Genomic DNA, 22823 nt, shown 5'->3' on the forward strand with positions numbered 1-22823 from the left:
CCGCCTGCGGCACAGGCGAGGGGCATGACTTTGCCCGATCCTTCCACCTTCATTGCCGAGGGCGCCTCCGCCGCGGTCTATCGGCTGGACGGGGGGGCGGGTGCTCAAGCTGTTCCACGAGGGTGTCGACCCGTCGATCATTCGCCGCGAATATGTGACGGCAGAGATGATCCAGGCGACCGGCCTGCCGGCGGCGCGGCTGTTCGGCCGGTGCGAGGCCGGCGGGCGGCAAGGCATCATCTATAGCGAGATAGAGGGCCCCAACCTGCTCCATTATATCTGGCGCCATCCGCATCGGGTGGGCTGGGCGATGCGGGCGATGGCGCAGTTGCAGGCGCATATCCATCGACAGCCGGTGCCGATGCTGCGCAGCCGCAAGGCGATATTGACCGAGGATATCGAAATGGCGCCGATCGGTGGGCGGTTGCGTGCGGCGGCGATCGACCGGCTGGACCAGCTGGGCGAGGGCGACATGCTGTCGCATGGCGACCTGCATCCGGCCAATCTGATCGTCAGTGGCGAGGGGCTGGTGGCGATCGACTGGTCGAAGGCGGCGCGGGCGATGCCGGCGGCCGATGTGGTGCGCAGCGAGATGCTGATGCGCTTTGGTCCGGGACAAGCCAGTGGCTGGCTGGAGGGGCCGGTCCGCGATCTGGCCACGGCCCATTATGTCCGCTGTTACCGCCGGGCCGCGACGATGGATGGCGAGGCGCTGGCCGCCTGGCGGGCGCTGGTTGGCCTGGCCTGGATGCGCCATCGTCTGCCCGCCCGCGATGCGGCCTTTGGCGCCTATCTGGTTCGCGCACTGGAACGGGCGGGTTTGCCTGCGCTGGACGCCTGATCGCAGGGCGGATGTCGTTGGTGGGCCGTGGTGGACGGTTGGTCCAGTGGCCATGCCATCGGGCGGAGGCCATGGGCCGATCATCGAACGGGCCGCTGCGACCGCCGACTTGTCGTTATTCTGACATCGAAACAGGCCAGAGAGCAGCGCGTTAAGCGACGGTTCACGGCCGATGGTGCCGTGTTGACGGTAACAGTTGAGACAAGATCTGGAGTGCCCGACAGCATCCGGATACGCCCCCGGCATTCCCTTGCGCCGGGGGCGTTTTCATGTCCGCTCCTCCTGTATCTCCGTAATTTCCCCTAGGGAATGCACGATTGTTTCGTGGATGAATGCCATTCGTCCGGTCGTTCGTCCCCGCAAATCCGCGCTTGGTCGATGGATTGGTCGTTGGCCGATGCCGGGGGTCGCCGGTCGAAGCGGACCAGCGGCGAGAGGGCACGGCGCGTACACAGGATGGGCGAACGGGATATGGCGCAACGCCCCCACAAGACCCCCGCCGAACCGTTCGCATCCGGCGCGTCGACGCCCCCTGACGACGCAGGCCGGATGCCAAGACAGTTTTGAGGAGACACGCCATGTTCGCCACCGCCAAGATCATCACTGCCCTGAGTGCCGCCGCCATGCTGGCCGGTTCCGGCATCGCTTCGGCGCAGGAGTTCAAGTCCAACGGCCGCAGCACCATGGTCCGCTTCGGCGACCTGGACCTGACCCGCCATGCCGACCAGCAGCAATTGCGCAGCCGCATTTCCCGCGCCGCGGGCAAGGTTTGCTCGACCAGCGACCTGGCGGCCTTCAGCGCCTGCCGTTCCGCCGCGATCGCCCAGGTCGAGGCGCCGATCGCGACCGCCATCGCCCGCGCCCAGACCAACGAACGCTATGCCGATGCCAAGGATGCCCGGCCGGTGGTCGGCAACTGACGCCTATCATCCTGCCAAGGGAGGGAAAGGGCCTGGCGCGAGCCGGGCCCTTTTTGCGTGGGAAAAGGCCCGTCGCCCCGGTCATTCTCGGTATTTCCCCCGATGGCGGACCTCCGGATTTGCGACGATCAGAAGGGACAGGTTCAAGGGGATAATGGTCATGCGCGCGCGTCTTCCCGGCACTTCGCCCGTCATCATGGCAATGCTGATGGCCGGGGGGCTATGCGCGCCCGATGTCCGAGCGCAGAGCACGGAATCGCTCTACGAACCGATCGGCCATCATAGCGGTGGCGACGTGCATGCGGTGGACGAGACGCCGAGCTATGTCGTCCCCGATTTCGCGCCGGCAAGCCCGCCGACCCGAACAAGGAACTGCCCTTCTTCAAGATCCGGCTGGGCCTGTCGCTGATCGGCGACTGGACCGATTTCAGCCAGGACGCGGTCAATGAAAGCCAGATCGGCCGGCAGGAGAATGAGTTTCAGGTGCGATCGGCGCGGCTCAGCCTGATCGGATCGGTCGGCGGCGATTATCGGGTAAGTTATCAGGTCAGCGGCGAATATAAGGGGTTCGACACCAACCCCGAGCAGAAATGGAAGCTGACCGACGCGTCGCTGACCTTTCCGCTGGGCAGCCGCACCAAGATGACGCTGGGCAAGACCAAGGAGACATTCTCGTACGAAATGGTCGGGGATTCGGCGAACCTGCCGCATAGCGAGCGCGTGCTGACGCCCTTTTTCACGTCGCGCAATTTCGGCGTCCGCTTCGTCCAGGTGCTGGGCGCGAACAAGGCGGCGACCTTTTCGGCGGGGGCCTACAAGGATAGCTGGGATTTCGGCAGCTCGACCGATCGTGGCTGGGACTATTCGGCGCGCATGACCGGGCTGATCTGGGACGTGCCGGACCGCAACGAGTTCCTGCATGTCGGTGTCGCCTATCGCCATGCGGCGGCGGACGGCACGATCCGCTATAGCGGCCGGGCAGAAACCAATGTCGGCGATGTCGCGATCGACACCGGGAAATTCGCGGCGCAGAGCAGCGACGGCTTTGCCGGCGAGGCGCTGCTGAATGTCGGGCCGGTCTCGTTCCTGGGCGAATATATATTGAACCGGACCAATTCGCGCGAATTTCGCGATCCGGTCTTCCATGGCTGGTATGTCACCGGCAGCTGGATATTGACCGGCGAAACCCGGCCCTATGACCGCAATGTCGGCTATGCCCGGCGCGTCATACCCAAGGGCCGCTGGGGCGCGCCGGAACTGGTGGCGCGCTATTCGGAAATGGACCTGGACGATAATGGCATCGAGGGTGGCCGTTTCAAGAAGACGATGCTGGGGCTCAACTGGTGGGCGACGACGCGCTGGAAATTCGGCGCGACCTGGGGCCATACCTGGCTCGACCGGTTCGGCGAGCGCGGCGAGAGCGACACGGTGCTGACCCGCATCCAGTGGATCTACTGAGCGGGTAGCGGGCCGGTGCCGGTGCGCCGGAGGCGCATGTCCAAAAGAACTCTCAGCGGCCGGTCATGGCCCGTGCATTGGCGAGATAGGTGCGGCCGATGCGGATCTCATTGCCGTCGGCGAGCGCGGCGAACCAGACGCCGCTGCCATCATGGCGCAGCCGCGCGATATGCGGGCGGCGGACGATGTGCGAGCGGTGCAGGCGGACGAACGCCTGCGGATCGAGCCGTTCCTCCAGCGAACTGATGGTCTGGTGCAGCAAATAGCTATGGGCGCCGACATGGAGGCGCATATAGTCGCGCTCCGCCTCGATCCGGTCGATCTGGTCGGCGGCGATGCGGACCAGTTCGGAGCGGTGCGGCACCCAGAATTCCTCGGCCCATTCGGGCGCGGGTTCGGCCGGGGCGGGCGGGGTACCATCTTCGCCATCGCGGCTGCGCAGCGCCTGTTCGACGCGGTCGACCGCGCGGGTCAGGCGATCATGGGCGACGGGTTTCAGCAGATAATCGACCGCGGCGAGATCGAACGCCTCGACCGCGAAGCTTTCGAAGGCGGTGACGAAGATGATCGCCGGGCGGATGCCCATCTGGCTGATCGCGCGGGCGACGCCGATGCCGTCGAGCAGCGGCATGGCGATGTCGAGCAGCAGCAGGTCGGGCTTGAGGGCCTCGACCAGGCGCAACGCCGCCTCGCCATCATTGGCGGTGCCGACCAGCGCGATGCGCGGTTCGCGCGCGCACAGCATCTGCAATCGCTCGACCGCGAGCGGCTCATCATCGACGATCATGGTGCGGATGGACATGGGCGTCAGCACCCCCGGCGGTTGAGCGGAAGGAAGAGATTGACGGCAAAGCCGCCATCGGCCTGCGGACCATAATCGATCCGGCCCTGATCGCCAAAGCGGGCGGACAGGCGATCGCGTACATTGGCAAGGCCGATGCCACTGCCGCCATCGCCGGGGCTGGGCGGCTTGTCGCCATTGTCGGCGACGGTGAGGTGCAGCAGGCCATGCTCCTCGCGCGCGCGGATGGTTATGGCGACCGGGCTGGAGGTGCGCGAGACGCCATATTTGATCGCATTTTCGACCAGAGGCTGAAGGATCAGGCCCGGCACGCAGGCGGTCAGCAGGTCGGCGGGAATGTCGATCCGGGTAGCCAGCCGATCGGGGAAGCGCACCGCCTCGATATCCAGATAGAGTTTCTGGAGATGGACTTCCTCTTCCAGTTGCACGTCATCGAGCGGATCGCCGGTGAGGCTGGTGCGGTAGAAATTGGAGAGCGACATGATCATATGTTCGGCCTCGTCGCGCCGGTCCTTCATCACCAGGGACGAGAGCGAGTTCAGCGTGTTGAACAGGAAATGCGGGTTCACCTGATAACGCAGCGAGCGCAGTTCGGCCTGCTGCGCGGCGCGTTCCAGCCGGGCGGCGCGGCGTTCGGTGCGATGCGCTTCGCTGGCATAGGAGAGGGCGAGATAGAGGCCGGCCCAGGCGGCGAGGAAGAAATAGCGGCTGAGCGCATCTTCCAGGATCGCGGTCAGGGCATAGCCCTGTTGGGTATATTTCTCATGATCCGCATCGGGGAACATGCTGACCGGGTCATAAATGTTGAAGACATAGAAATTGGCCGCCGCCATGGCGAGCGCGAAGGGGGCGGCGAGCGAGAAGGCGGCCACCACCCGGATCATCAGCGGCTTGCCGTCGAACCGGCGCAGCACCAGGTAAAGCACCCAGGTGACGATGATGCCGATCAATGTCACCACCGCGCGGCGGGCCGCCATTTCGATCTGGGAATCGAAGCCGACCACCGCCGCGCGCAGGCTGATCAGCACGGCATAGAAGAACCAGAAGCCGATGATGGAATAAAGGGCGACGGCAGGCGCCACGCCGCGTGGCCCGTCTTCGGTGGGAAGTGTCATGGAGGATATCTACGCCAGCTTGCCGGCGCTGTCGCCCCCTGCGCGCGATGCTGGTCGAAGCGGCTTGGCGGTTGGTCGAAGCGGTGGCGTGCGGAACCGGCGCTGGCTCCTGTCGGTTGATCCAGCAGGAGAAAAGGAGACGCGCAGATGAGCGATACGAAGCGCGAGAGCGAGAAGAAGCTGGACGAGGCGCTGGAAGACAGCATGGACGCGTCGGACCCGCCCGCGACCAGCCGGCCCGACGATGACGGCGAACCGGTGCCGTCTTCTGGATTTCCAGAAAAGCCCCCGGCCCGAAAAGCCTGATCGCTGACCGATAGCGGACCGCGAAAATCCATGTTATTCCAGTCTGGCAAGCGCGGTCCCGACCGCCATCAGGCGGTAGGCCGGCTTCCCGCGCGAGAGGAGCAGACGACGATGCCGACTTCCACCACCCCCGCTATCGAACGCATTGCCCGCGTGCTGGCCGGGCGCCAGCTCAGCCTGAATGGTGGCGGCAAGGATCCCCATGCGGCGGGCGCGGTGGATGCGGCCTGGCCCGACCATGTCGACGATGCCTATGCGATATTGCACACGCTGCGCGAACCCGATGCCGACATGGCGCGGGCCGGCGACGTGGCGGTGTGGCGCAGCATGATCGGCGCGGTGCTGGAGCGGCGCCCGGCCTGAGCAGGGCGCCCCTGAGGCGAAATATTAACCCGGTCATGGTAGGGAGCGCGCAGGAGACTGCGCCATGTACCACATCGAATTTCGCCATGATCTGAACCTGCTGGACATCAAATGGTCCAAGCTGTTCACCGCGGAGGAAGTCGCGGCCTATGCCCGCGAGTGCAAGGCCCGCTTCCTGGCCGAGGGGTTCAAGCCGGGCTATCTGCTGCGCATGGACATGAGCGCCAGCAGCGCCCAGCCACAGGAGGCGGTCGCGTCCTTCCGCGCGAATCTGGGCGATTTTCCCAAGGCCCGGCGGATCGCCATCATCACCGGCAGCGCGATCACGCGGTTGCAGGTGAAGCGCGAAATGACGCAGCCCTATCTGCGGATATTCGATGATGCGACGGCGGGACTGGCCTGGTTGCTGGAAGCCGAAGCGGTTGAAGCGGGGGCATAATCCTCCGTCCGTCGCATTTCACAAAAATATCATGTTGCACTGCAAAACGAAATCTGGTCCCTTGTGACAATCGGTGGGACAGGTGCCCGTTAAGCCTTTGCTAACCATGTGAGGCGCATGTTCTGCTGATCGACTTCAAGTCGGAGGGCATGAGCAATGGGCACGAGTGCAAGACCGGCGGACGGGGCCATTACCCTGGCGGAATTGCGGGAATTCGCCAGTTTCCCGTCGGCCACGCAAAGATATATTCGCAGATCGCTGGACATCGGGCTGCATCGCCGCGACGCGATGAAGCTATGGTCGCGCGACATGGTCGAGGAAGCCAGCATCCGCGCCCAGGCGCGCATCTATGGCCGGCTGGACGAGATCAAGGCGCATGTCCCCGACGATAGCGGGCTGGACCAGGTGGAGCCGTTCATGGCGCCGCTGGTGACGGTGTCGGCCTTCGACCTGGGGCAGGACCGGCTGGCGAGCTTCTCGGCCTATCGCTTCCTCTATGAGCGGCTGCTGGGGGCGGGGGCGAGGCCCTGGCTGCCGGGCGCCTTCTGCGCGGCGGCGAGCCTGCCGCATTTGCATCCCGAAAAGCGCCGGCTGCTGTTGCAGTCGATCAGCGAGGCGGCGGCCACCGCGGTCGGCTGGTCCAACCGCGAGCCGACCTTCTACCCCGAATGGGTCGAGAAGGTGGACCTGTCCAAGGCCAACTGATCCGGCCTGATCCTGCCGGCGCCCCTGGGGAGGGCGCGGGCGGGATGGCGGCTTGGTTGCTGGTCTGGCGCCGTTCGGCCTGTCCTTCCTCCGCCTTCTTCACGGCGCCGCGCGCATGAACCGCGCGACGCTTGACCGCACTCCACTATCGCCCGCTCTTGAAGAACAGGAAAATCACAGCCTTTGCCGGGCGGGATTTGGCTGGGAAGCGGACTGGTCCTTATCTCGTCACCCCAGCGAAGGCTGCGGTCTCAGGCAGGCGCACGCGACAAAAACGGATAGCGCTAGACGGCGGCCTCCTTCTGCCACCGCCTGAGACCCCAGCCTTCGCTGGAGTGACGGAGTTGGGTGGGTAGCGGAATATCTGCTCGTGGGCAGCGTGTGGCGACTATCTGACATTCCCATGCAATGTGGCTGGCGAATCGTTGATCGCAAAAGCGACCGTCCCAAACTCGATCGCAGAAGTATTTTCCCCGCCGACAGAATACCCTTCCAAAAGGCTCATTCGCCCTTGCTCGAAAAACAGGAGCATCCCAAGGCCGTGTTCCATGCCATCTATGTTTGCATACACTTTCAGCCCCAAAGGGCTGGGTACGATTGCGGCCGGTGCTAACGAGGATACCGAGATTGTCGTGAAGAAGCCACCACCGGTATTCTCTCGCTTCTCAACCGTCACAGATTGAAGCTGCTCGCTCAACGGACCGAAATGATCCGGCTTTTCGGCCAAGATCGCCTCTATTGCTGCTCGCTCTAACTCTGTCAGTTGCGTCATAGATGATGGTTATCCCATTCAACGGAGTGTCCGCAACTAGGCACCGCAATTCGACGCATGGAAGGCAACTTCTGGTCGCTTCGTGCCGGGCAGCTTTTCGGCCCACGAGCGGACAGGCCACTATCGGGCAGGACACGTGCCGATCGGCAGGATGAGCGACGATCAGGGGTGATCAACGGACAGTCTTCTCAGATGCCCACCAAACCGAAATTACGTATGTTGAATAGATTGACGCGCTGACTGTGACGTGCCGACCAGCAGAGGTCAGAAAGGTAGCCACCCCATCCTTATCGAGAAACCCATCCAAACTCTCTGGGCAGTAGCCTTCCAGAACAACCTGAACTTCATAATCAGCAATGGGATTGCTTATCTCTCGGGCGGGCCTAGTCGTTTTGAAAATACTCGCGTCCTTGCAAAGAGGCAGGCCGGTATCGCGGACAACTTGGTTCACCAAATCCGGATCCCTGTGATAAGCTCTGCAATCATCAGTGCATGACTGCTGGCTCGCCTCCGAACAGGCAGTCATCAAGGCGCATAAAGCACAGATCACCGATTTTGTCTTAATCATGCGCCACATTTACGTCGGGGAATAAATGTCAGCAACTGGTCGAAACCTGCCAATCGCCACGGGCGTCATCCTGACGGAGGTCAGGATCCATTTTGCACTACGCCAGATAGGGACTGCCGAATGGGGCGCGGATCAAGTCCGGGATGACTGATATGCCAAGGTCAGCTTTTGGGAGAAGCCGTCGAGTGAGTGGATGGCGCTCTTTCTGGGCATGGCCATCAAGGCTTCATGGCGAGGGGCGATGGACATACCGCTGCAAAAGGCCAGAGGCGGGGTTTTGAAATCGCGAAAATCAGGCTGATCGACATGCGCTCGCGGGTCGGTGCTGGATGCGGTGGGTGTGGTACCGGTCCTGATCGGCAGGCGGTTCGTGCGGGCAAAGAAAAAGGGGCTGCGCGGCGGCAGCCCCTCCATGATCCCGATCGGGCCGGTCCTCAGCGGATCGGCGAGTCCGGCGACAGGCGCATGTCGAGATAATTGTCGACCGACTTCATCAGCTGGTCCAGCTCATGCTCGAAGAAGTGGTTGGCCCCCTTGATCTCGTCATGATGGATGGTGATGCCCTTCTGGGTGCGCAGCTTGTCGACCAGCTTCTGCACCGCGCTGGCGGTCACCACTTCGTCCGCCGTGCCCTGGACGATGATGCCCGACGAGGGGCAGGGCGCCAGGAACGAGAAGTCATACATGTTGGCCGGCGGCGCGACCGAGATGAAGCCGCGGATTTCCGGGCGGCGCATCAGCAGCTGCATGCCGATCCAGGCGCCGAAGGAGAAGCCGGCGATCCAGGTGGTCTGCGCTTCGGGGTGGAAGCTCTGCACCCAGTCGAGCGCCGCTGCGGCATCGCTGAGTTCGCCGATGCCATTGTCGAACGTGCCCTGGCTGCGGCCGACGCCGCGGAAGTTGAAGCGCAGTACGGCAAAGCCGCGCTTCACGAAGGTCTTGTAGAGTGCCTGGGTGATGCGGTCGTTCATCGTGCCGCCGCCCTGCGGATGCGGGTGCAGGATCATGGCGACCGGCGCGCGCGGGCGGGGCGGGGGGCTGAAGCGGCCTTCGAGGCGACCTTCGGGTCCGGGGAAAATGACGTCGGGCATGGCACCTGTTATGGTCTGGGCTGCCACGGGGCAGCGAGGAAAGGGTCCGTGCGCGCGCCGGGGCTTGGCCATATGGCCTTCACGCTGGCGCAGCGCGGCAATCCGCCTATATAGATGCCGCCGCCATTTCCGCAATCAATGAGTAGTTCCGCTTGGCCGCCGACCGCCTTTATCTCGATCATGCCGGAACCACCCCGATGCTGCCGCAGGCGCAGGCCGCGATGGTCGCCGCGATGGCGGGCTGGGCCAACCCGTCCAGCCCGCACAGCGACGGGCGCGCGGCGCGGGCGATGCTGGAGGATGCGCGGCGGCGGATCGCGGCGGCGCTGGGATGGGATGGCCATATCCTCTTCACCTCCGGCGCGAGCGAGGCGATCGCCATCGCGCTGACCCGCGCCAAGGCGGCGCGAATCATCACCTCGCCGGTCGAGCATGATGCGGTGCTGCGCGTGACCAGGGAGGCCGAGCGGCTGGCGGTGGATGGCGATGGCCGGGTGCTGTTGCCGGAGCTGGCGCCGGGCAGTCTGGTCGCGATCCAGCATGTGAACAACGAAACGGGCGTGATCCAGCCACTGGCGGATTTCCGGCGCGGGGGGGTGCTGCTGTTTGCCGATTGCGCCCAGAGTGCGGGCAAGCTGGCCCTGCCCGACGCCGACATGATCGCGATCAGCGCGCACAAGTTCGGCGGGCCGCCGGGGATCGGCGCGCTGCTGATCCGCGACCTGGCGCTGGTCGAACCGAGCGGCGGGCAGGAGCAGGGCTATCGCGCCGGCACCGAAAATCTGCCGGCGATCATGGCTATGGCGGCGGCGCTGGAGGCGCGGGGCGAATGGATGCCGGTGGCGGCCGCGCTGCGGGCAAGGCTGGACGCCGGGATCGAGGCGGCGGGCGGGCAGATCGTGGCGCGTGGTGCGCCGCGTTTGCCGGCGATCGCCAGCTATCGCATGCCCGGCCTGTCGGCGCGGGCGCAGCTGATCCAGTTCGACCTTGCCGGCATTTCCGTGTCGGCGGGTAGCGCCTGTTCGTCCGGATCGCTCAAGACCAGCCATGTGCTGGGCGCGATGGGCTGGGACGCGGCGGCGGCGGGCGAAGTGGTGCGGGTGAGTTTCGGCCCGCAGACCAGCGCGGGCGATGTCGATCGCTTCCTAGCCACATGGACCGCCATGGCGGAGCGGGCGGGCCGGTGATCTATCTCGACTATCAGGCGACGACGCCGCTGGCGCCCGAAGCTTTCGAGACGATGGTGCCGCTGCTGCGCGACCAGTTCGCCAATCCGCACAGCGCGCATCGCGCCGGGCGCATGGTGGCGGCGCAGGTGGAACTGGCGCGCGATGCGATCGGCCAGTTGCTGCCGCCGGGCGGAAAGCTGCTCTTCACCTCCGGCGCGACCGAGGCGCTGAACATCGCGATCCAGGGCGCGCCGGCGGGCGGCATCGTCACCATCGCGACCGAACATGCCGCCGTGCTGGATACGGTGGCGGCGATGCGGCGGATGGGGCGGGCGGTGACAGTCCTGCCGGTGGATGGCGACGGGCTGGTCGATCTGGCTGCGGCGGCGCGGGCGATCGTGCCGGGGGTGGCGCTGGTCGTCGCGATGCTGGTCAATAACGAGATTGGCGTGATCCAGCCGGTCGGCGCGCTGGCGGAACTGGCCCATGGCGCGGGCGCGCTGTTCCTGTGCGACGCGGTGCAGGGCTATGGCCGGGTGCCGATCCCCGACCCGTGCGACATGGTGGCGATCAGTGCGCACAAGATTCACGGCCCCAAGGGCATCGGCGCGCTGTGGCTGCGCGACGGGGTGAAGATCGACCCGCTGATCCATGGCGGCGGACAGGAAGGCGGGCTGCGGTCGGGCACCTTGTCGCCCGCCTTGTGCACCGGCTTTGGCGTGGCGGCGCGCCTGATGCGGGAACAGGCCGAAGCCGATCGCGCGCACATCGCGGCGCTGTCTGCGCAGGCGCGCGCACTGTTCGCCGACTGGACGCTGAACGGCAGCGCCGACGCGCGTTATCCCGGCAATCTCAACATTCGTCGCGCTGGTATCGACGGCGCGCGATTGTTGTCCGATTGCCGCAATGTGTCTTTTTCGCTCGGCAGCGCTTGCGCGAGCGGGTCCGGGCGGCCTAGCCATGTGCTGCGTGCTTTGGGTCTTTCAGACAGTCAGGCGCGCGGATCGGTGCGGATCGGCTTTGGCCGATACACGACACCGGCCGAACTGGAGGAGGCTGCGAAGGTGATTAACGGGGCGGCGACCGCACAAGCGGCGCCGTGAGCAGGGAGCATCGCATAGCATGACCATGGTCACCTTCATCAGCGCCGACGGCGAAAATCGACTGGAGGTCGATGCGCCTGCCGGGTCCGTCCTGCTGGAGGTTGCACAGGCGGCGGGTCAGCCGCTGGAAGGAACATGCGAAGGGCAGATGGCCTGTTCGACCTGTCATGTCATCGTCGATGCCGCCGATTTCGACCGCCTGCCGCGCGCGAGCGAGGATGAGGAGGATATGCTGGACCTGGCCGCTGCGGCGACCCGCACCAGCCGCCTGGCCTGCCAGATCATCCTGTCCGAGCAACTGGACGCGCTGACTGTCCGTATCCCTGGCGAATTCAACAATATGCAAGGTATGTAAGCCATGGCGCTGCGCAAACCCCTCTCGCTCGCGGCGCTGACCGCCTGTCTGGTCGTGGCCTTGCCGCTGTCGGCCGCGCCCAAGAAGAAGGCGCCGGCCAAGAAGGCGGAAGAGGTGCCGACCTTGCCGACATTGATGCCGCCCGCACCGCGCTATCTGGTGCCGCAATCCGCGCTCACCTCCGTCCGCAATCCCAAGGAGATCGAGGAGGAGACCGGCGGGCGCATGGGCATCGCGCTGGTCGATCGCGACGGTGCGCTGATCCTGGGCTTCAACCGCGATGATCGCTTTGCCATGTGCTCGACCTTCAAGGCGCCGCTCGCGGCTGCCGTGCTGATCGGCGCGCAGGGCGGCAAGTTCGGGCTGGAGGGGGAGATACCCTTCACCAAGGACGATATTCTCGATTACGCGCCGGTGGTGAAGAAGAACAAGAAGCGCGGCCGCATGTCGATGGCCGAACTGGCCGCGGCGGCCGTGGAGGTCAGCGACAACAGTGCCGCCAACCTGTTGCTGCCGATGCTGGGCGGGCCGGAGGGGCTGACCTCCTTCATCCGTGCCCATGGCGACAAGATCACGCGGCTCGACCGTATCGAACCCGAGTTGAACGAGAATGTCGCTGGCGATCCGCGCGACACGACCAGTCCGGCGGCGATGGCCGGCCTGATGGGGCGGTTGCTGTTCCGCGATATGCAGGCGGCCGATGCCGACAGGCTGCGCGGCTGGCTGAATGCCAGCACCACTGGCGACAAAAGGATCAAGGCGGGCCTGCCCGAAGGCTGGACCTCAGGGAGCAAGACCGGCAGCTGTGGCACCGCCTATAATGACGTCGCGCTGGTGAAGTCGCCGGCGGGTGAGGAATATATATTGGCCATCTATCTCGACCGGCCGACCGTGGACGACAAGAAGGCCGAGGCGGCGATCGCCGAAGCCGCCCATTCGGCGCTGGAATTCGTCAGCAAGGCGCAGAAGAGCGGGCTGAACTAGGCTTATGGCATGGCGAGGGCATGCAAGCCCTTGCCTTCCTGTCATGAGTTCGCCATATGCCCGGCCGGGAGTCGGGCGGACGTAGTCGTCGCCAACCTGGTCAGGTCCTGACGGAAGCAGCCACAACGATTTTTCTGCGGGTCGTTCCGGCTCCCACCTTTTCACGCAGCATTGTCACCATTGGGGTCCGTTCGGGATCGTGGCCCGGCGCACGGTGACGGCGCGCAAAGCGCTTCCACCGCCAACGATCAGGCTTTAGGAAACAGGCATGTCCGATTCCCCTCAGCCCTATCGCGTGCTTGCGCGCAAATATCGTCCGCGCAACTTTCGCGAGCTGATCGGGCAGGACGCCATGGTCCAGACGCTGGGCAATGCGATCCGGCGCGGGCGCCTCGCCCATGCCTTTCTGATGACCGGCGTGCGCGGGGTCGGCAAGACGTCGACCGCGCGGCTGATCGCCAAGGCGCTGAACTGCATCGGCCCGGATGGGCAGGGCGGGCCGACGATCGACCCGTGCGGCGTGTGCGAACCCTGTATGGCGATCGCCGAGGGCCGGCATATCGACGTGGTCGAGATGGACGCCGCCAGCCATACCGGCGTCGACGACGTGCGCGAGATCATCGAGGCGGTGCGCTATGCCGCCGTGTCTGCGCGCTACAAGATCTACATCATCGACGAAGTCCATATGCTCTCGAAGAACGCGTTCAACGCGCTTCTGAAGACTTTGGAGGAGCCGCCGGCCCATGTGAAATTCCTGTTCGCCACGACCGAGGTGAACAAGGTGCCGGTGACGGTGTTGTCGCGCTGCCAGCGGTTCGACCTGCGCCGCATCCCGGCCGAGATGCTGGCCGGCCATTTCGCCCATGTGGTCGAGGCCGAACAGGTCGCGGCCGAGCCGGATGCGCTGTCGCTGATCGCGCAGGCGGCCGAGGGCTCCGCGCGTGACGGCCTGTCGATCCTGGACCAGGCGATCGCCCATGCCGAAATGGGCGAGGGCGAGCCGATGGTCACGGCCGCGCAGGTCCGCGAGATGTTGGGCCTGTCGGATCGCGGCTCGACGCGCCGGCTGCTCGGCCTGCTGCTGGAGGGCGATACCGCCGCGCTGCTGGGCGGGGTGCGCGATCAATATGCGCTGGGGGTCGAGCCGCTGTCGCTGATGCGCGGCCTGCTGGAACTGGTGCATGCGGTCACGCTGGTGAAGGCCGGGCGCGACATTGCGACGCCGGGCCAGTCCGACGAGGAACGCGGCGCGCTGGCCGACTGGGCGTCGCAGATCGGCTTTGGCCCGCTGCACCGGTTGTGGCAGCTGATGCTCAAGGGCCATGACGAAGTGGCGACCGCCGCCCTGCCGATCGAGGCGTGCGAGATGGCGCTGCTGCGCGTGATGCATGCCGCGACCATGCCTGATCCCAGCGACCTTGCCCGGATGCTGCAGGGCGGGGTGCCGGCGGCCGCGCCGGCGATGCCGGGTCAGGCGCCCGCTGCTGCCGCGCCCGCGCCGGAACCCGCGTCCAGCCTGCCCGCCACCTTCGAGGATCTGATCGAAGCCTTCTGGCAGAAGAGCAAGGGGCATCTGGCGCAGGAAATGCATGATTGCGTGGGGATCATCCGCTATGATCCGCCAATGCTGGAGTATCGCGGCACGGCCAGCCTGTCGCCCGACTTCGCCACCCGGATCATCCCGGCGCTGCGCGAGGTGACCGGCGTTGCCTGGACGGTGACGCAGGGCGAGGGGGAGGCCAAGCCGACCCTGCTGGCCAATGAACAGCGCCAGCTGGCCGACAGCCGCGCCGCAATTTTGGAAACCCCGGTGGTCAAGGCGGCAATGGACGCCTTCCCCGATGCCGAGCTGGTCCATTCGGATGAGCCGGAACAATGGAGTGCTGAAGCATGAAGGATCTGAACGAAATATTGGGGATGGCCAGCCGCGTGCAGGAAGAGCTGCAGCGCGCGCAGGACAATCTGGACAAGCTGGAAGTCGAAGGCGCGGCCGGTGGCGGCCTGGTCAAGGTGAAGGCGTCGGCCAAGGGCCGCATCCTGGGCGTGTCGATCGACGACAGCCTGCTGGCGCCGTCGGAAAAGCAGATGCTGGAAGACCTTATCACCGCCGCGTTCAACGATGCGCGCAAGAAGGCGGACGAGGTCAGCAACACCGAAATGGGCAAGATGACGGCCGGCCTGCCGCTGCCGCCGGGCTTCAAGCTGCCCTTCTGAGCCGGCGCGCATTGCCGTTCCGGGGCTGCCGCTGGCGGATAAGCCCTTGTTCATCGTTGCAGCAATATGGTGATCGCTGATTGATTGACGCGACGGGCATCCCCATAAAGGCGATGAACCGCATGACGGGCCGCAAGTCCGGCCCTGGAGAGTGAATGACTACGCAATATCCCCTTCTGCCGCTGCGCGACATCGTCGTCTTCCCGCAGATGATCGTCCCGCTTTTCGTCGGTCGCGACAAGAGCGTCGCCGCGCTGGAAGCGGCGATGGAGGGCAATAAGGAAATCTTCCTGGTGTCCCAGCTGGACCCGGCCGAGGATGATCCGGGCAAGGACGCGCTGTATGACACCGGCGTGGTGTCGGTGGTGCTGCAGCTGCTCAAGCTGCCCGACGGCACGGTGCGCGTGCTGGTCGAGGGCAAGCATCGCGCCCAGCTGGCCGATCTGGCGCCGGCCGAGGCGGGCTATCTGGTCGCCGAGGTCGCGCCGGTCGAGGAGATCGTCGCCGAAGGTCCGGAAGCCGCTGCGCTGATGCGCTCGGTGGCCGAGCAATTCGAGAATTACGCCAAGCTCAACAAGAAGCTGCCGGCCGAAACGCCGGTGCAGCTGCGCGAGATCGACGATGCCGGTCGCCTGGCCGATTCCGTCGCCGCCAACATCAACGTCAAGGTTGCCGACAAGCAGTCGCTGCTGGTCGAGCCCGATCCGGTCAAGCGGCTGGAGATGGTCTTTGCCTTCATGGAAGGCGAGCTGGGCGTGCTGCAGGTCGAGAAGAAGATCCGTGGCCGCGTGAAGCGCCAGATGGAAAAGACCCAGCGCGAATATTATCTGAACGAGCAGCTCAAGGCGATCCAGCGCGAGCTGGGCAATGGCGAGGGCGAGGAAGGCGACGAGCTTGCCGAACTGGCCGACAAGATCGCCAAGGCGAAGCTGAGCAAGGAAGCGCGCGCCAAGGCGACGGCCGAGCTCAAGAAGCTCAAGGGCATGCAGCCCATGTCGGCCGAAGCGACGGTGGTGCGCAACTATCTCGACGTGCTGCTGGGCCTGCCTTGGGGCAAGAAGGGCCGGGTCAAGACCGACCTCAAGAAGGCGCAGGCGATCCTGGACGAGGATCATTTCGCGCTGGAGAAGGTCAAGGACCGGATCATCGAATATCTGGCGGTGCAGGCGCGTACCAACAAGCTGAAGGGGCCGATCCTGTGCCTCGTCGGCCCGCCGGGCGTCGGCAAGACGTCGCTGGGCCGTTCGATCGCCAAGGCGACGGGCCGCGAGTTCGTGCGCCAGTCGCTGGGCGGCGTGCGCGACGAAGCCGAGATCCGTGGCCATCGCCGCACCTATATCGGATCGCTGCCGGGCAAGGTCGTGTCGAACCTGAAGAAGGCGGGCACCATGAACCCGCTGTTCCTGCTCGACGAGATCGACAAGCTGGGCCAGGATTTCCGCGGCGATCCGGCATCGGCGCTGCTGGAAGTGCTGGACCCCGAACAGAACAGCAAGTTCCAGGACCATTATCTGGAGATCGACGTCGACCTGTCCGACGTGATGTTCGTGACGACGGCCAACTCGCTGAACCTGCCGCAGCCGCTGCTCGACCGCATGGAGATCATCCGGCTCGAAGGCTATACCGAGGACGAGAAGGTCGAGATCGCCCAGCGCCATCTGGTGCCCAAGCAGATCGACGCCCATGGCCTGAAGAATGGCGAGTTCGAGGTGACCGAGGCCGCGGTGCGCGACCTGATCCGTTACTATACCCGTGAAGCCGGCGTCCGCACGCTGGAGCGGGAAGTGGCGCGTCTGGCCCGCAAGGCGCTGCGCAAGATCCTGGAAGGCGCGTTCGACAAGGTCGAGATCACGCCCGAAAACCTGGCCGACTATGCCGGCGTGCGGAAATTCCGTCACGGCGTGGGCGAGGAAGAGAACCAGATCGGCGCCGTCACCGGCCTGGCCTGGACCGAGGTGGGCGGCGAACTGCTGACGATCGAGGCGGTCACCGTGCCCGGCAAGGGCCTGATCAAGACGACCGGCAAGCTGGGCGAGGTGATGAACGAATCGGTGCAGGCCGCCTTCTCCTATGTGAAGGCGCGCTCGCCCGGCTATGGCATCAAGCCGAGCCTGTTCAACCGCAAGGACATCCATATCCACCTGCCCGAGGGCGCGGTGCCCAAGGATGGTCCGTCGGCCGGTATCGGCATGGTCACGACCATCGTGTCGACCTTGACCGGCATTCCCGTCCACAAGGATGTGGCGATGACCGGCGAGGTGACGCTGCGCGGCCGGGTGCTGCCGATCGGCGGCCTCAAGGAGAAGCTGCTGGCGGCGCTGCGTGGTGGCATCAAGACGGTGCTGATCCCGCAGGAAAACGAGAAAGACCTAGCGGAAATTCCGGCCAACATTCGCGAGGGGCTGGAGATTGTTCCGGTGTCCCATGTCGACGAGGTGCTGGCGCGCGCGCTGGTGTCCAAGCCCGAAGCGATCACCTGGACCGAGGAAGATGATCTGGCGGCGCAGCCCAGCGCCGGCCAGGGTCGCGACGGCGATCCCGCTATCCGTCACTAAAAGCCCGGTTTTCGGCGCGTTTATGCCCATGGGGGCAAAAACGCGCCGGAGCCGGCTTTTTTGACGCTTTCCCTTTGACACCGCTTGAAAGCTGGGCCTTATTGCCCCGCCTACGCCGCGATTCCTTGACTATCCAACATCTATAAAGGGGGTTCCCAAGGCATGAACAAGCAGGATCTTATCAGCGCCGTCGCTGAAAGCAGCGGTCTCAGCAAGAGCGACGCCAGCAAGGCGGTCGAGGGCGTGTTCGACGCCATCACCGGCGCGCTGAAGAAGGGCGACGAAGTGCGCCTGGTTGGTTTTGGCACTTTCTCCGTGTCGCAGCGCAAGGCTTCGACCGGTCGCAACCCGCGCACCGGCGAGACGATGACGATCAAGGCGTCGTCGCAGCCGAAGTTCAAGGCCGGCAAGGGCCTGAAGGATTCGGTCAACTAAGGATGCAGGCGCGCCCATTCGGGCGCCTTGTCATTCGATGATTTTGCCGGCGTCGCGGTCGGGACAGAGTGAGGGAGAGTGGCGCTGCGGCAGGGGAAACCCGCCCGGCGCGTGCATGTCGAAAGGAAGGGGTAGGGGCCGGGGGTCTCTGCCCCTTTTTTCATGGCCTTGTGCGCCGGATCGCGGCGATGATCGGCCCGCTGCCCTCGACCTGCTGCGCCTGCGGAGGTAGGAGGGGGCATGAGAGCGATCAGACGGGGTATCGGGACTTCGGGTGCAGCCTTGGCGCTGCTGGGGGCATTGTCGGCCTGTGGCGGGGGGAATTTCCGTCCGGTGAGCGACATGCCGGTGCGCATCGGCAAGCCCTATACGGTGCGCGGCACCACCTATGTGCCGGCCGACCAGCCGGGCTATGACCTGGTCGGCTATGCCAGCTGGTATGGATCGGAATCGGGCAATCGCACCGCCAATGGCGAACGCTTCCGGCCGGGCTGGATCACGGCGGCACATACCAGCCTGCCCTTGCCCGCCTATGTCGAGGTGACGGCGCTGGATAGCGGACGCACGATCCTGGTGCGGATCAACGACCGTGGTCCCTTTTCGCGCGGGCGGATCATCGACCTGTCGCGCGGCGCGGCGGAGGAACTGGGGATTCGCGGGCAGGGCCATGCCGCGGTCCGGGTTCGCGCCGTCGATCCGTCGGAAAAGGATCGCAAGAAGCTGCGCAAGGGCAAGCCGGCGGAGGGTCGGCCGCGCGTCGGGGCGGACGAACTGGCCGTGCTGCGCGCCCGTCTGGCGGCGTCCGGCAACGATGCCGGGCGATAATTTTCATCCTTTGACATAAGCTGCTTGACGGGGGAGGGGCGGCCGCATATGTGGCCCTTCTCGCGGGGCAACAGCCCCTGTGGCGATCGTAGCTCAGTTGGTTAGAGCGCCGGTTTGTGGTACCGGAGGTCGCGGGTTCGGATCCCGTCGATCGCCCCATTTCCTTCGGGAATGCGCGAAATGAAACCCCGTCCTGCCTCGGCAGGATGGGGTTTTCGCGTTTCTGGCTTCGATCATTTTCCTGGCGCGTGGCGGCGGCTTTCCGCTGCCCTGGGCGCAACAAGAAAGGGCGCCCCTTGCGGGACGCCCTTCCTCTGCCGACTAACGCCTATGGGGCGTTTAGACTTCGGTTTAGAAGCTGGCCTTGATCATGCCGCCGATGATGCGCGGTTCGTTGATCATGCCGGTCAGGTTGTTGAAGTCGATCGCGCTGACGGCGCGGATCTGGTTGGTGATGTTGCGGGCGAAGGCTGCGATCTCATAACCATGGTTCGACTTGTAACCGACCTTGAGGCCACCCTCCAGCGACGAACGTCCGCGGAATTCGGCCGCCGAGTAGAGGAAGTAGTTGATTTTGCTACGATAGGCCCAGTCGGTATAGGCGAAGACTTCGCCCGCGTCGCCGACCGGAATGCCATAGCGCAGGGTCGCATTGGCGATGTAGCGCGGCGCCTGGGGCAGGTCATTGCCGTCCAGATAGCTGTAGGTGGTGCCGCCATCGACGAAGGTGTTGCCGGTGGGGGTACACATGCCCGAGCCGCAGACCGCCACGAAGGCGTTCTTGTCGCGGATTTCGGTGAAGTTGTAGCTGCCGCCCACGGTCAGGTTCAGGTGATCGAGCGGCTGCGCCTCCAGATTGCCTTCCAGACCATAGCCGACCGCCTTGTTCACGTTGATCAGGCGGGCCGAGTTGCCGACGCCGCCGACAGCCGTCAGCTGCAGATCGTCGGTGTTCCAGTAATAGGCCGACAGGTCGAAGCGGACCATGTTGGCGATCGCGCCCTTGATGCCGCCTTCATAGGAGATGGTGGTCTGCTTCTTGGCGACCGAGGGGACGCTGAAGAAGGTCACGCGGTCCTGGATCGCCGGGCCCTGATAGCCGGTGGCGACGCGGCCATAGAGGTTCACGTCGGGGCTGAGCGCATAGGTGGCGCTGACATCCCAGGACAGGTTGCTGCCCTGCGCGGTGTTGCTGAGCGGCAGGTCGACGCCGATCAGCTGCGACGAGATGCTGCTGGCGGCGAGCGCCGGATCGAGCGTGATCGTGTCGCGCTTGTCGTCGTGCGAATAACGCACGCCGGCACGCAGCGTCAGGGCCGACGTCACCTTGGCTTCGCCCGAGGCGAACAGGCCGATATTCTCGTTGGTGTTGTTGTGCAGGATCGCACTCACCCGGTTGCCCGCGAGATCATAGGCATATTCGTTATACTTCAGGCGCTGGTGGAAGAAGTAGGTGCCCGCCTGCAGGCGGATGCCGTTCATGTCGTCCGTCGCGAAGCGGAATTCCTGGCTGAATTCCTCCGGCTTGGTCACGCCGCCGGTGTTGGAATCGAACGAGCCGACGCCGAGCTGGCCGGCGGTGCAGCCGGTATAGGGGTAGCAGCCGCCGCCATCGATATCGCCGGTGCTTTCGACGCTGGCCTTCTCATAGCCGGTGGTCGAGAAGAAGGTGCCCAGGCCGTCGACATGGAGTTGCATGCGCAGATTGCCGCCGCCCTGCTTCATCGACTGGCTGGTATAGCCGTCCAGGTTCACATGATCCTTGTCGAAGCCGTCGACGAAATGGTTGCTGCCCTGCTTGAAGATGTTGGCGCGGAACACGCGCGGGCTGCCGTCCAGGTCACGATAATGACCGCTCAGCACCGCCTTGAAGTCGCCGGCTTCATAGGCCAGCTGCACACGGCCGGCCATGTCGCGATAGCCTTCCAGCTCGCTGGCGGCGTTGCCGCCTTCATTGTCGTTCTTGACCCAGTCGTCACGACGCTGGAGCAGGCCCGACACGCGGAAGCTGAGGCCGTCGGCGATCGGGCCGCCGATCGCGGCTTCGGCATTGACGGTGTTGTAGGTCGCCCAGGAGGCGCTGGCATAGCCGGTGAAATGATCGGTCGGCGCGGCCGAGGTCATCTTGACGACGCCCGCCGGGGTGTTGCGGCCGAACAGCGTGCCCTGCGGGCCGCGCAGCACTTCAACGCTGGCAAGGTCGAACACCGGGAAGCTCTTGAGCATCGGATTTTCGAGCGCGACATCGTCGAGCACGACGGAGACCGGCTGGGCGGCGTTGGGATCGAAATCGGTGTTGCCAAGGCCGCGGATGTAGAAGCGCGGGAAGGTGCGGCCGAACGAGCTTTCGACCTGAAGGCTGGGCGTGCGCGCGGCGAGGAAGCGGACGTCGAGGCCGCTGCTGTTGAGCGCGTCGAGCTTTTCGCCGCCGATGGCGGTCACGGCGACCGGCACGTCCTTGGCATTTTCAGCCCGGCGCGAGGCGGTGACGACGATTTCACCCAGGCCTTCGCCCGATGCGGCAGGCGCTTCGGTCTGGGCGTGGGCGGCACCGATCGGCGCCAGAGCGGTGAGAGCGACGGCGAGCGCGCCGCGCGAAATGCTGGTGAAGATATGCGAAGATGTCATATTTGGCCCCCTTGATTGGCCTGGCATCCGTTTCCCTGCTTGTGTCCGCTGTTGCGGATCGCGCGCGACGCTATGCGCGCGCGGGCCTTGGGGCAAGCAGGACTGTCGCCATTCTGTAGCATCCGTGCAACAGATTTGCCAAAATGCGACAGTCCGACCCGATGGCGCTGTCAGGCCGTGCCCCAATGCAAAGCGCCGAAGGGACTTCGCACGGGCCGCATTGCCGATTATAGCGCGCGGATGGATGACGCACGCGACCGGGGGCTGACCCTCAACCCCAAATATGACGACCATGGCCTTATCACCGCGGTGGTGACCCATGTCACCTCCGGGGAAGTGCTGATGGTGGCGCATATGAATGCGCATGCGCTGGCGCTGACGGTCGAGACCGGCCTGGCCCATTTCTGGTCGCGCAGCCGCAAATCGCTATGGAAGAAGGGCGAAAGCTCCGGCCATATGCTTGGTGTGCGCGACATCCGGATCGACTGTGACCAGGATGCCGTCTGGGTACTGGCAGAGCCGGCGGGGCCGACCTGTCACACCGGTGCGCGGTCCTGCTTCTTCCGCCGGATCGGACCCGATGGGCTGAGCGCGGTCGATGAACCGGGCGTCGATGCGGCGCACTAGCCTTTTTCTCGCATGTCTTCTGGCCGGGTGTCAGCAGGCCGCGACGCCGGGCGCCGCCGCGCCCGATCGCAGCGGGGCCGCGGCTTCGGGGCTGGAGCGCGCGGCGATCGCGACCGGCGCCATTGCCGACGCGTCGCGGATCGCGCCGGTCGGGCTGTTCCAGCGGCGGCATGAAGCGGGGCGGGATTCGCTCTGCGTCCTTCCCGCCAAGTCGGGCGACTATCGTTTCGGGCTGGAGGCGATCTTCGGCACCGAACAGAGCTGCCATGGCGCGGGCACGGCGCGGCGGGCCGGCGACAAGCTGATCCTTAGCTTTTCCGGGGGCAGGAAGTGCATCATCGTCGCCCAATATGATGGCGACCAGGTGGCGCTGCCCGGCGTGGTCGACATGGCCTGTGACCGGCTGTGCGACGGGCGCGGCAATCTGGAAGGGGTGACCTTCCCGCGCATCGCCAATGATGCGGGCGCGGCCCTGCGTGCGCGCGATCGCGAGGATGAACCGCTGTGCGAGGCGGACTGAACGGGACGGACTGAACAGGGCCGGCATT

The 22823-nt window shown here is 65.2% G+C and carries 25 protein-coding genes, 1 tRNA gene and 1 other RNA gene; 21 read left to right on the plus strand and 6 right to left on the minus strand.

Annotated features, from left to right (window positions below):
• Positions 1 to 100 precede the first annotated feature (100 nt).
• From DIZ22_RS04210 to DIZ22_RS04220, 4 genes are all read left to right on the plus strand, one after another.
• Positions 101 to 841 carry a phosphotransferase gene (locus DIZ22_RS04210; RefSeq protein WP_234415610.1) on the plus strand — a complete coding sequence of 247 codons (741 nt, stop codon included), beginning with the start codon at positions 101 to 103 and terminating at the stop codon, positions 839 to 841.
• A 578-nt stretch (positions 842 to 1419) separates the two neighbouring features.
• Positions 1420 to 1761 carry a UrcA family protein gene (locus DIZ22_RS04215; RefSeq protein ID WP_037521782.1) on the plus strand — a complete coding sequence of 114 codons (342 nt, stop codon included), beginning with the start codon at positions 1420 to 1422 and terminating at the stop codon, positions 1759 to 1761.
• A 160-nt stretch (positions 1762 to 1921) separates the two neighbouring features.
• The gene (locus DIZ22_RS22145; RefSeq protein ID WP_240626799.1) at positions 1922 to 2170 is read left to right on the plus strand and encodes a hypothetical protein; all 249 of its coding nucleotides are present in this window, start codon (positions 1922 to 1924) and stop codon (positions 2168 to 2170) included.
• Positions 2171 to 2244: 74 nt separating this feature from the next.
• Positions 2245 to 3219, plus strand: coding sequence for a porin (locus DIZ22_RS04220; protein ID WP_346427719.1), 975 nt, complete (start codon positions 2245 to 2247; stop codon positions 3217 to 3219).
• A gap of 52 nt (positions 3220 to 3271) precedes the next feature.
• Here DIZ22_RS04220 and DIZ22_RS04225 read toward each other — a convergent pair whose 3' ends face one another.
• Both DIZ22_RS04225 and DIZ22_RS04230 read right to left on the minus strand, forming a co-directional pair.
• A complete protein-coding gene (locus DIZ22_RS04225; protein ID WP_048938447.1) occupies positions 3272 to 4021 on the minus strand; it encodes a LytTR family DNA-binding domain-containing protein in 750 nt (249 codons plus the stop codon).
• Between the two features lie 5 nt (positions 4022 to 4026).
• On the minus strand, positions 4027 to 5136 hold the full coding sequence (locus tag DIZ22_RS04230; protein ID WP_048938410.1) for a histidine kinase: 1110 nt from the start codon (positions 5134 to 5136) through the stop codon (positions 4027 to 4029).
• Between the two features lie 147 nt (positions 5137 to 5283).
• Here DIZ22_RS04230 and DIZ22_RS21680 point away from each other — a divergent pair, with 147 nt between their 5' ends.
• The 4 genes from DIZ22_RS21680 to DIZ22_RS04245 all read left to right on the plus strand — a co-directional run bounded on the left by DIZ22_RS21680 (position 5284) and on the right by DIZ22_RS04245 (position 6949).
• Positions 5284 to 5442, plus strand: a complete 159-nt coding sequence (locus DIZ22_RS21680; protein WP_163000273.1) for a hypothetical protein — start codon at positions 5284 to 5286, stop codon at positions 5440 to 5442.
• Between the two features lie 111 nt (positions 5443 to 5553).
• Positions 5554 to 5805, plus strand: a complete 252-nt coding sequence (locus tag DIZ22_RS04235; RefSeq protein ID WP_037507992.1) for a hypothetical protein — start codon at positions 5554 to 5556, stop codon at positions 5803 to 5805.
• A 64-nt stretch (positions 5806 to 5869) separates the two neighbouring features.
• On the plus strand, positions 5870 to 6244 hold the full coding sequence (locus DIZ22_RS04240) for a hypothetical protein (protein ID WP_037507816.1): 375 nt from the start codon (positions 5870 to 5872) through the stop codon (positions 6242 to 6244).
• 156 nt (positions 6245 to 6400) lie between these two features.
• A complete protein-coding gene (locus DIZ22_RS04245) occupies positions 6401 to 6949 on the plus strand; it encodes a hypothetical protein (protein ID WP_004207710.1) in 549 nt (182 codons plus the stop codon).
• Between the two features lie 388 nt (positions 6950 to 7337).
• On the opposite strand, the gene DIZ22_RS04250 is transcribed toward DIZ22_RS04245, so the two are convergent.
• The 3 genes from DIZ22_RS04250 to DIZ22_RS04260 form a co-directional block, all read right to left on the minus strand.
• The gene (locus DIZ22_RS04250; RefSeq protein WP_048938411.1) at positions 7338 to 7721 is read right to left on the minus strand and encodes a hypothetical protein; all 384 of its coding nucleotides are present in this window, start codon (positions 7719 to 7721) and stop codon (positions 7338 to 7340) included.
• A gap of 700 nt (positions 7722 to 8421) precedes the next feature.
• Complete coding sequence (locus tag DIZ22_RS04255) at positions 8422 to 8703, minus strand: hypothetical protein (RefSeq protein ID WP_122927966.1); 282 nt, start codon at positions 8701 to 8703, stop codon at positions 8422 to 8424.
• Between the two features lie 20 nt (positions 8704 to 8723).
• A complete protein-coding gene (locus DIZ22_RS04260; protein ID WP_004207708.1) occupies positions 8724 to 9380 on the minus strand; it encodes an alpha/beta hydrolase in 657 nt (218 codons plus the stop codon).
• A 152-nt stretch (positions 9381 to 9532) separates the two neighbouring features.
• Here DIZ22_RS04260 and DIZ22_RS04265 point away from each other — a divergent pair, with 152 nt between their 5' ends.
• The 11 genes from DIZ22_RS04265 (at position 9533) to DIZ22_RS04315 (ending at position 19179) form a co-directional block, all read left to right on the plus strand.
• Positions 9533 to 10567: an aminotransferase class V-fold PLP-dependent enzyme gene (locus DIZ22_RS04265; RefSeq protein WP_122927967.1), complete on the plus strand. Its 1035-nt coding sequence runs from the start codon at positions 9533 to 9535 to the stop codon at positions 10565 to 10567.
• Positions 10534 to 11652, plus strand: a complete 1119-nt coding sequence (locus DIZ22_RS04270; protein ID WP_048938414.1) for a cysteine desulfurase family protein — start codon at positions 10534 to 10536, stop codon at positions 11650 to 11652. Before DIZ22_RS04265 ends, DIZ22_RS04270 begins: the two co-directional genes overlap by 34 nt.
• A gap of 19 nt (positions 11653 to 11671) precedes the next feature.
• Positions 11672 to 12007 (plus strand): 2Fe-2S iron-sulfur cluster-binding protein, encoded by a 336-nt coding sequence (locus DIZ22_RS04275; protein WP_010337134.1) that lies wholly within the window; start codon positions 11672 to 11674, stop codon positions 12005 to 12007.
• A gap of 3 nt (positions 12008 to 12010) precedes the next feature.
• The gene (gene blaSGM, locus DIZ22_RS04280; RefSeq protein WP_122927968.1) at positions 12011 to 12991 is read left to right on the plus strand and encodes an SGM family class A beta-lactamase; all 981 of its coding nucleotides are present in this window, start codon (positions 12011 to 12013) and stop codon (positions 12989 to 12991) included.
• A 63-nt stretch (positions 12992 to 13054) separates the two neighbouring features.
• Positions 13055 to 13152, plus strand: an RNA gene (ffs, locus tag DIZ22_RS04285) — signal recognition particle sRNA small type.
• A 107-nt stretch (positions 13153 to 13259) separates the two neighbouring features.
• On the plus strand, positions 13260 to 14885 hold the full coding sequence (locus tag DIZ22_RS04290; protein ID WP_017500918.1) for a DNA polymerase III subunit gamma/tau: 1626 nt from the start codon (positions 13260 to 13262) through the stop codon (positions 14883 to 14885).
• The gene (locus tag DIZ22_RS04295; RefSeq protein WP_004207701.1) at positions 14882 to 15205 is read left to right on the plus strand and encodes a YbaB/EbfC family nucleoid-associated protein; all 324 of its coding nucleotides are present in this window, start codon (positions 14882 to 14884) and stop codon (positions 15203 to 15205) included. The genes DIZ22_RS04290 and DIZ22_RS04295 overlap by 4 nt, the downstream gene beginning before the upstream one ends.
• 155 nt (positions 15206 to 15360) lie before the next feature.
• Positions 15361 to 17760, plus strand: coding sequence for an endopeptidase La (lon, locus tag DIZ22_RS04300; protein ID WP_004207700.1), 2400 nt, complete (start codon positions 15361 to 15363; stop codon positions 17758 to 17760).
• 162 nt (positions 17761 to 17922) lie between these two features.
• Positions 17923 to 18195, plus strand: coding sequence for an HU family DNA-binding protein (locus DIZ22_RS04305; RefSeq protein ID WP_004207699.1), 273 nt, complete (start codon positions 17923 to 17925; stop codon positions 18193 to 18195).
• Positions 18196 to 18435: 240 nt separating this feature from the next.
• A complete protein-coding gene (locus DIZ22_RS04310; protein ID WP_048938416.1) occupies positions 18436 to 19020 on the plus strand; it encodes a septal ring lytic transglycosylase RlpA family protein in 585 nt (194 codons plus the stop codon).
• A gap of 82 nt (positions 19021 to 19102) precedes the next feature.
• Positions 19103 to 19179 (plus strand) — tRNA-His (locus tag DIZ22_RS04315).
• Positions 19180 to 19371: 192 nt separating this feature from the next.
• Here DIZ22_RS04315 and DIZ22_RS04320 read toward each other — a convergent pair.
• Positions 19372 to 21648, minus strand: a complete 2277-nt coding sequence (locus DIZ22_RS04320) for a TonB-dependent receptor (RefSeq protein ID WP_010337130.1) — start codon at positions 21646 to 21648, stop codon at positions 19372 to 19374.
• A 240-nt stretch (positions 21649 to 21888) separates the two neighbouring features.
• Here DIZ22_RS04320 and hisI point away from each other — a divergent pair, with 240 nt between their 5' ends.
• A complete protein-coding gene (gene hisI / locus DIZ22_RS04325; RefSeq protein ID WP_048938417.1) occupies positions 21889 to 22275 on the plus strand; it encodes a phosphoribosyl-AMP cyclohydrolase in 387 nt (128 codons plus the stop codon).
• A complete protein-coding gene (locus DIZ22_RS04330; protein WP_048938418.1) occupies positions 22262 to 22795 on the plus strand; it encodes a hypothetical protein in 534 nt (177 codons plus the stop codon). The genes hisI and DIZ22_RS04330 overlap by 14 nt, the downstream gene beginning before the upstream one ends.
• Positions 22796 to 22823 lie beyond the last annotated feature (28 nt).

This window comes from Sphingobium sp. LF-16 (assembly GCF_003711185.1).
Classification (GTDB): Bacteria; Pseudomonadota; Alphaproteobacteria; order Sphingomonadales; family Sphingomonadaceae; genus Sphingobium; species Sphingobium yanoikuyae_A.

Coding starts and splice junctions, on each gene's coding strand:
- DIZ22_RS04215 (WP_037521782.1), top strand. CDS start 1,420: ATGTTCGCCACCGCCAAGATCATCACTGCCCTGAGTGCCGCCGCCATG.
- DIZ22_RS22145 (WP_240626799.1), top strand. CDS start 1,922: ATGCGCGCGCGTCTTCCCGGCACTTCGCCCGTCATCATGGCAATGCTG.
- DIZ22_RS04225 (WP_048938447.1), bottom strand. CDS start 4,021: ATGTCCATCCGCACCATGATCGTCGATGATGAGCCGCTCGCGGTCGAG.
- DIZ22_RS04230 (WP_048938410.1), bottom strand. CDS start 5,136: ATGACACTTCCCACCGAAGACGGGCCACGCGGCGTGGCGCCTGCCGTC.
- DIZ22_RS21680 (WP_163000273.1), top strand. CDS start 5,284: ATGAGCGATACGAAGCGCGAGAGCGAGAAGAAGCTGGACGAGGCGCTG.
- DIZ22_RS04235 (WP_037507992.1), top strand. CDS start 5,554: ATGCCGACTTCCACCACCCCCGCTATCGAACGCATTGCCCGCGTGCTG.
- DIZ22_RS04240 (WP_037507816.1), top strand. CDS start 5,870: ATGTACCACATCGAATTTCGCCATGATCTGAACCTGCTGGACATCAAA.
- DIZ22_RS04245 (WP_004207710.1), top strand. CDS start 6,401: ATGGGCACGAGTGCAAGACCGGCGGACGGGGCCATTACCCTGGCGGAA.
- DIZ22_RS04250 (WP_048938411.1), bottom strand. CDS start 7,721: ATGACGCAACTGACAGAGTTAGAGCGAGCAGCAATAGAGGCGATCTTG.
- DIZ22_RS04255 (WP_122927966.1), bottom strand. CDS start 8,703: ATGGAGGGGCTGCCGCCGCGCAGCCCCTTTTTCTTTGCCCGCACGAAC.
- DIZ22_RS04260 (WP_004207708.1), bottom strand. CDS start 9,380: ATGCCCGACGTCATTTTCCCCGGACCCGAAGGTCGCCTCGAAGGCCGC.
- DIZ22_RS04270 (WP_048938414.1), top strand. CDS start 10,534: ATGGACCGCCATGGCGGAGCGGGCGGGCCGGTGATCTATCTCGACTAT.
- DIZ22_RS04275 (WP_010337134.1), top strand. CDS start 11,672: ATGACCATGGTCACCTTCATCAGCGCCGACGGCGAAAATCGACTGGAG.
- blaSGM (WP_122927968.1), top strand. CDS start 12,011: ATGGCGCTGCGCAAACCCCTCTCGCTCGCGGCGCTGACCGCCTGTCTG.
- DIZ22_RS04290 (WP_017500918.1), top strand. CDS start 13,260: ATGTCCGATTCCCCTCAGCCCTATCGCGTGCTTGCGCGCAAATATCGT.
- DIZ22_RS04295 (WP_004207701.1), top strand. CDS start 14,882: ATGAAGGATCTGAACGAAATATTGGGGATGGCCAGCCGCGTGCAGGAA.
- lon (WP_004207700.1), top strand. CDS start 15,361: ATGACTACGCAATATCCCCTTCTGCCGCTGCGCGACATCGTCGTCTTC.
- DIZ22_RS04305 (WP_004207699.1), top strand. CDS start 17,923: ATGAACAAGCAGGATCTTATCAGCGCCGTCGCTGAAAGCAGCGGTCTC.
- DIZ22_RS04310 (WP_048938416.1), top strand. CDS start 18,436: ATGAGAGCGATCAGACGGGGTATCGGGACTTCGGGTGCAGCCTTGGCG.
- DIZ22_RS04320 (WP_010337130.1), bottom strand. CDS start 21,648: ATGACATCTTCGCATATCTTCACCAGCATTTCGCGCGGCGCGCTCGCC.
- hisI (WP_048938417.1), top strand. CDS start 21,889: ATGGATGACGCACGCGACCGGGGGCTGACCCTCAACCCCAAATATGAC.
- DIZ22_RS04330 (WP_048938418.1), top strand. CDS start 22,262: ATGCGGCGCACTAGCCTTTTTCTCGCATGTCTTCTGGCCGGGTGTCAG.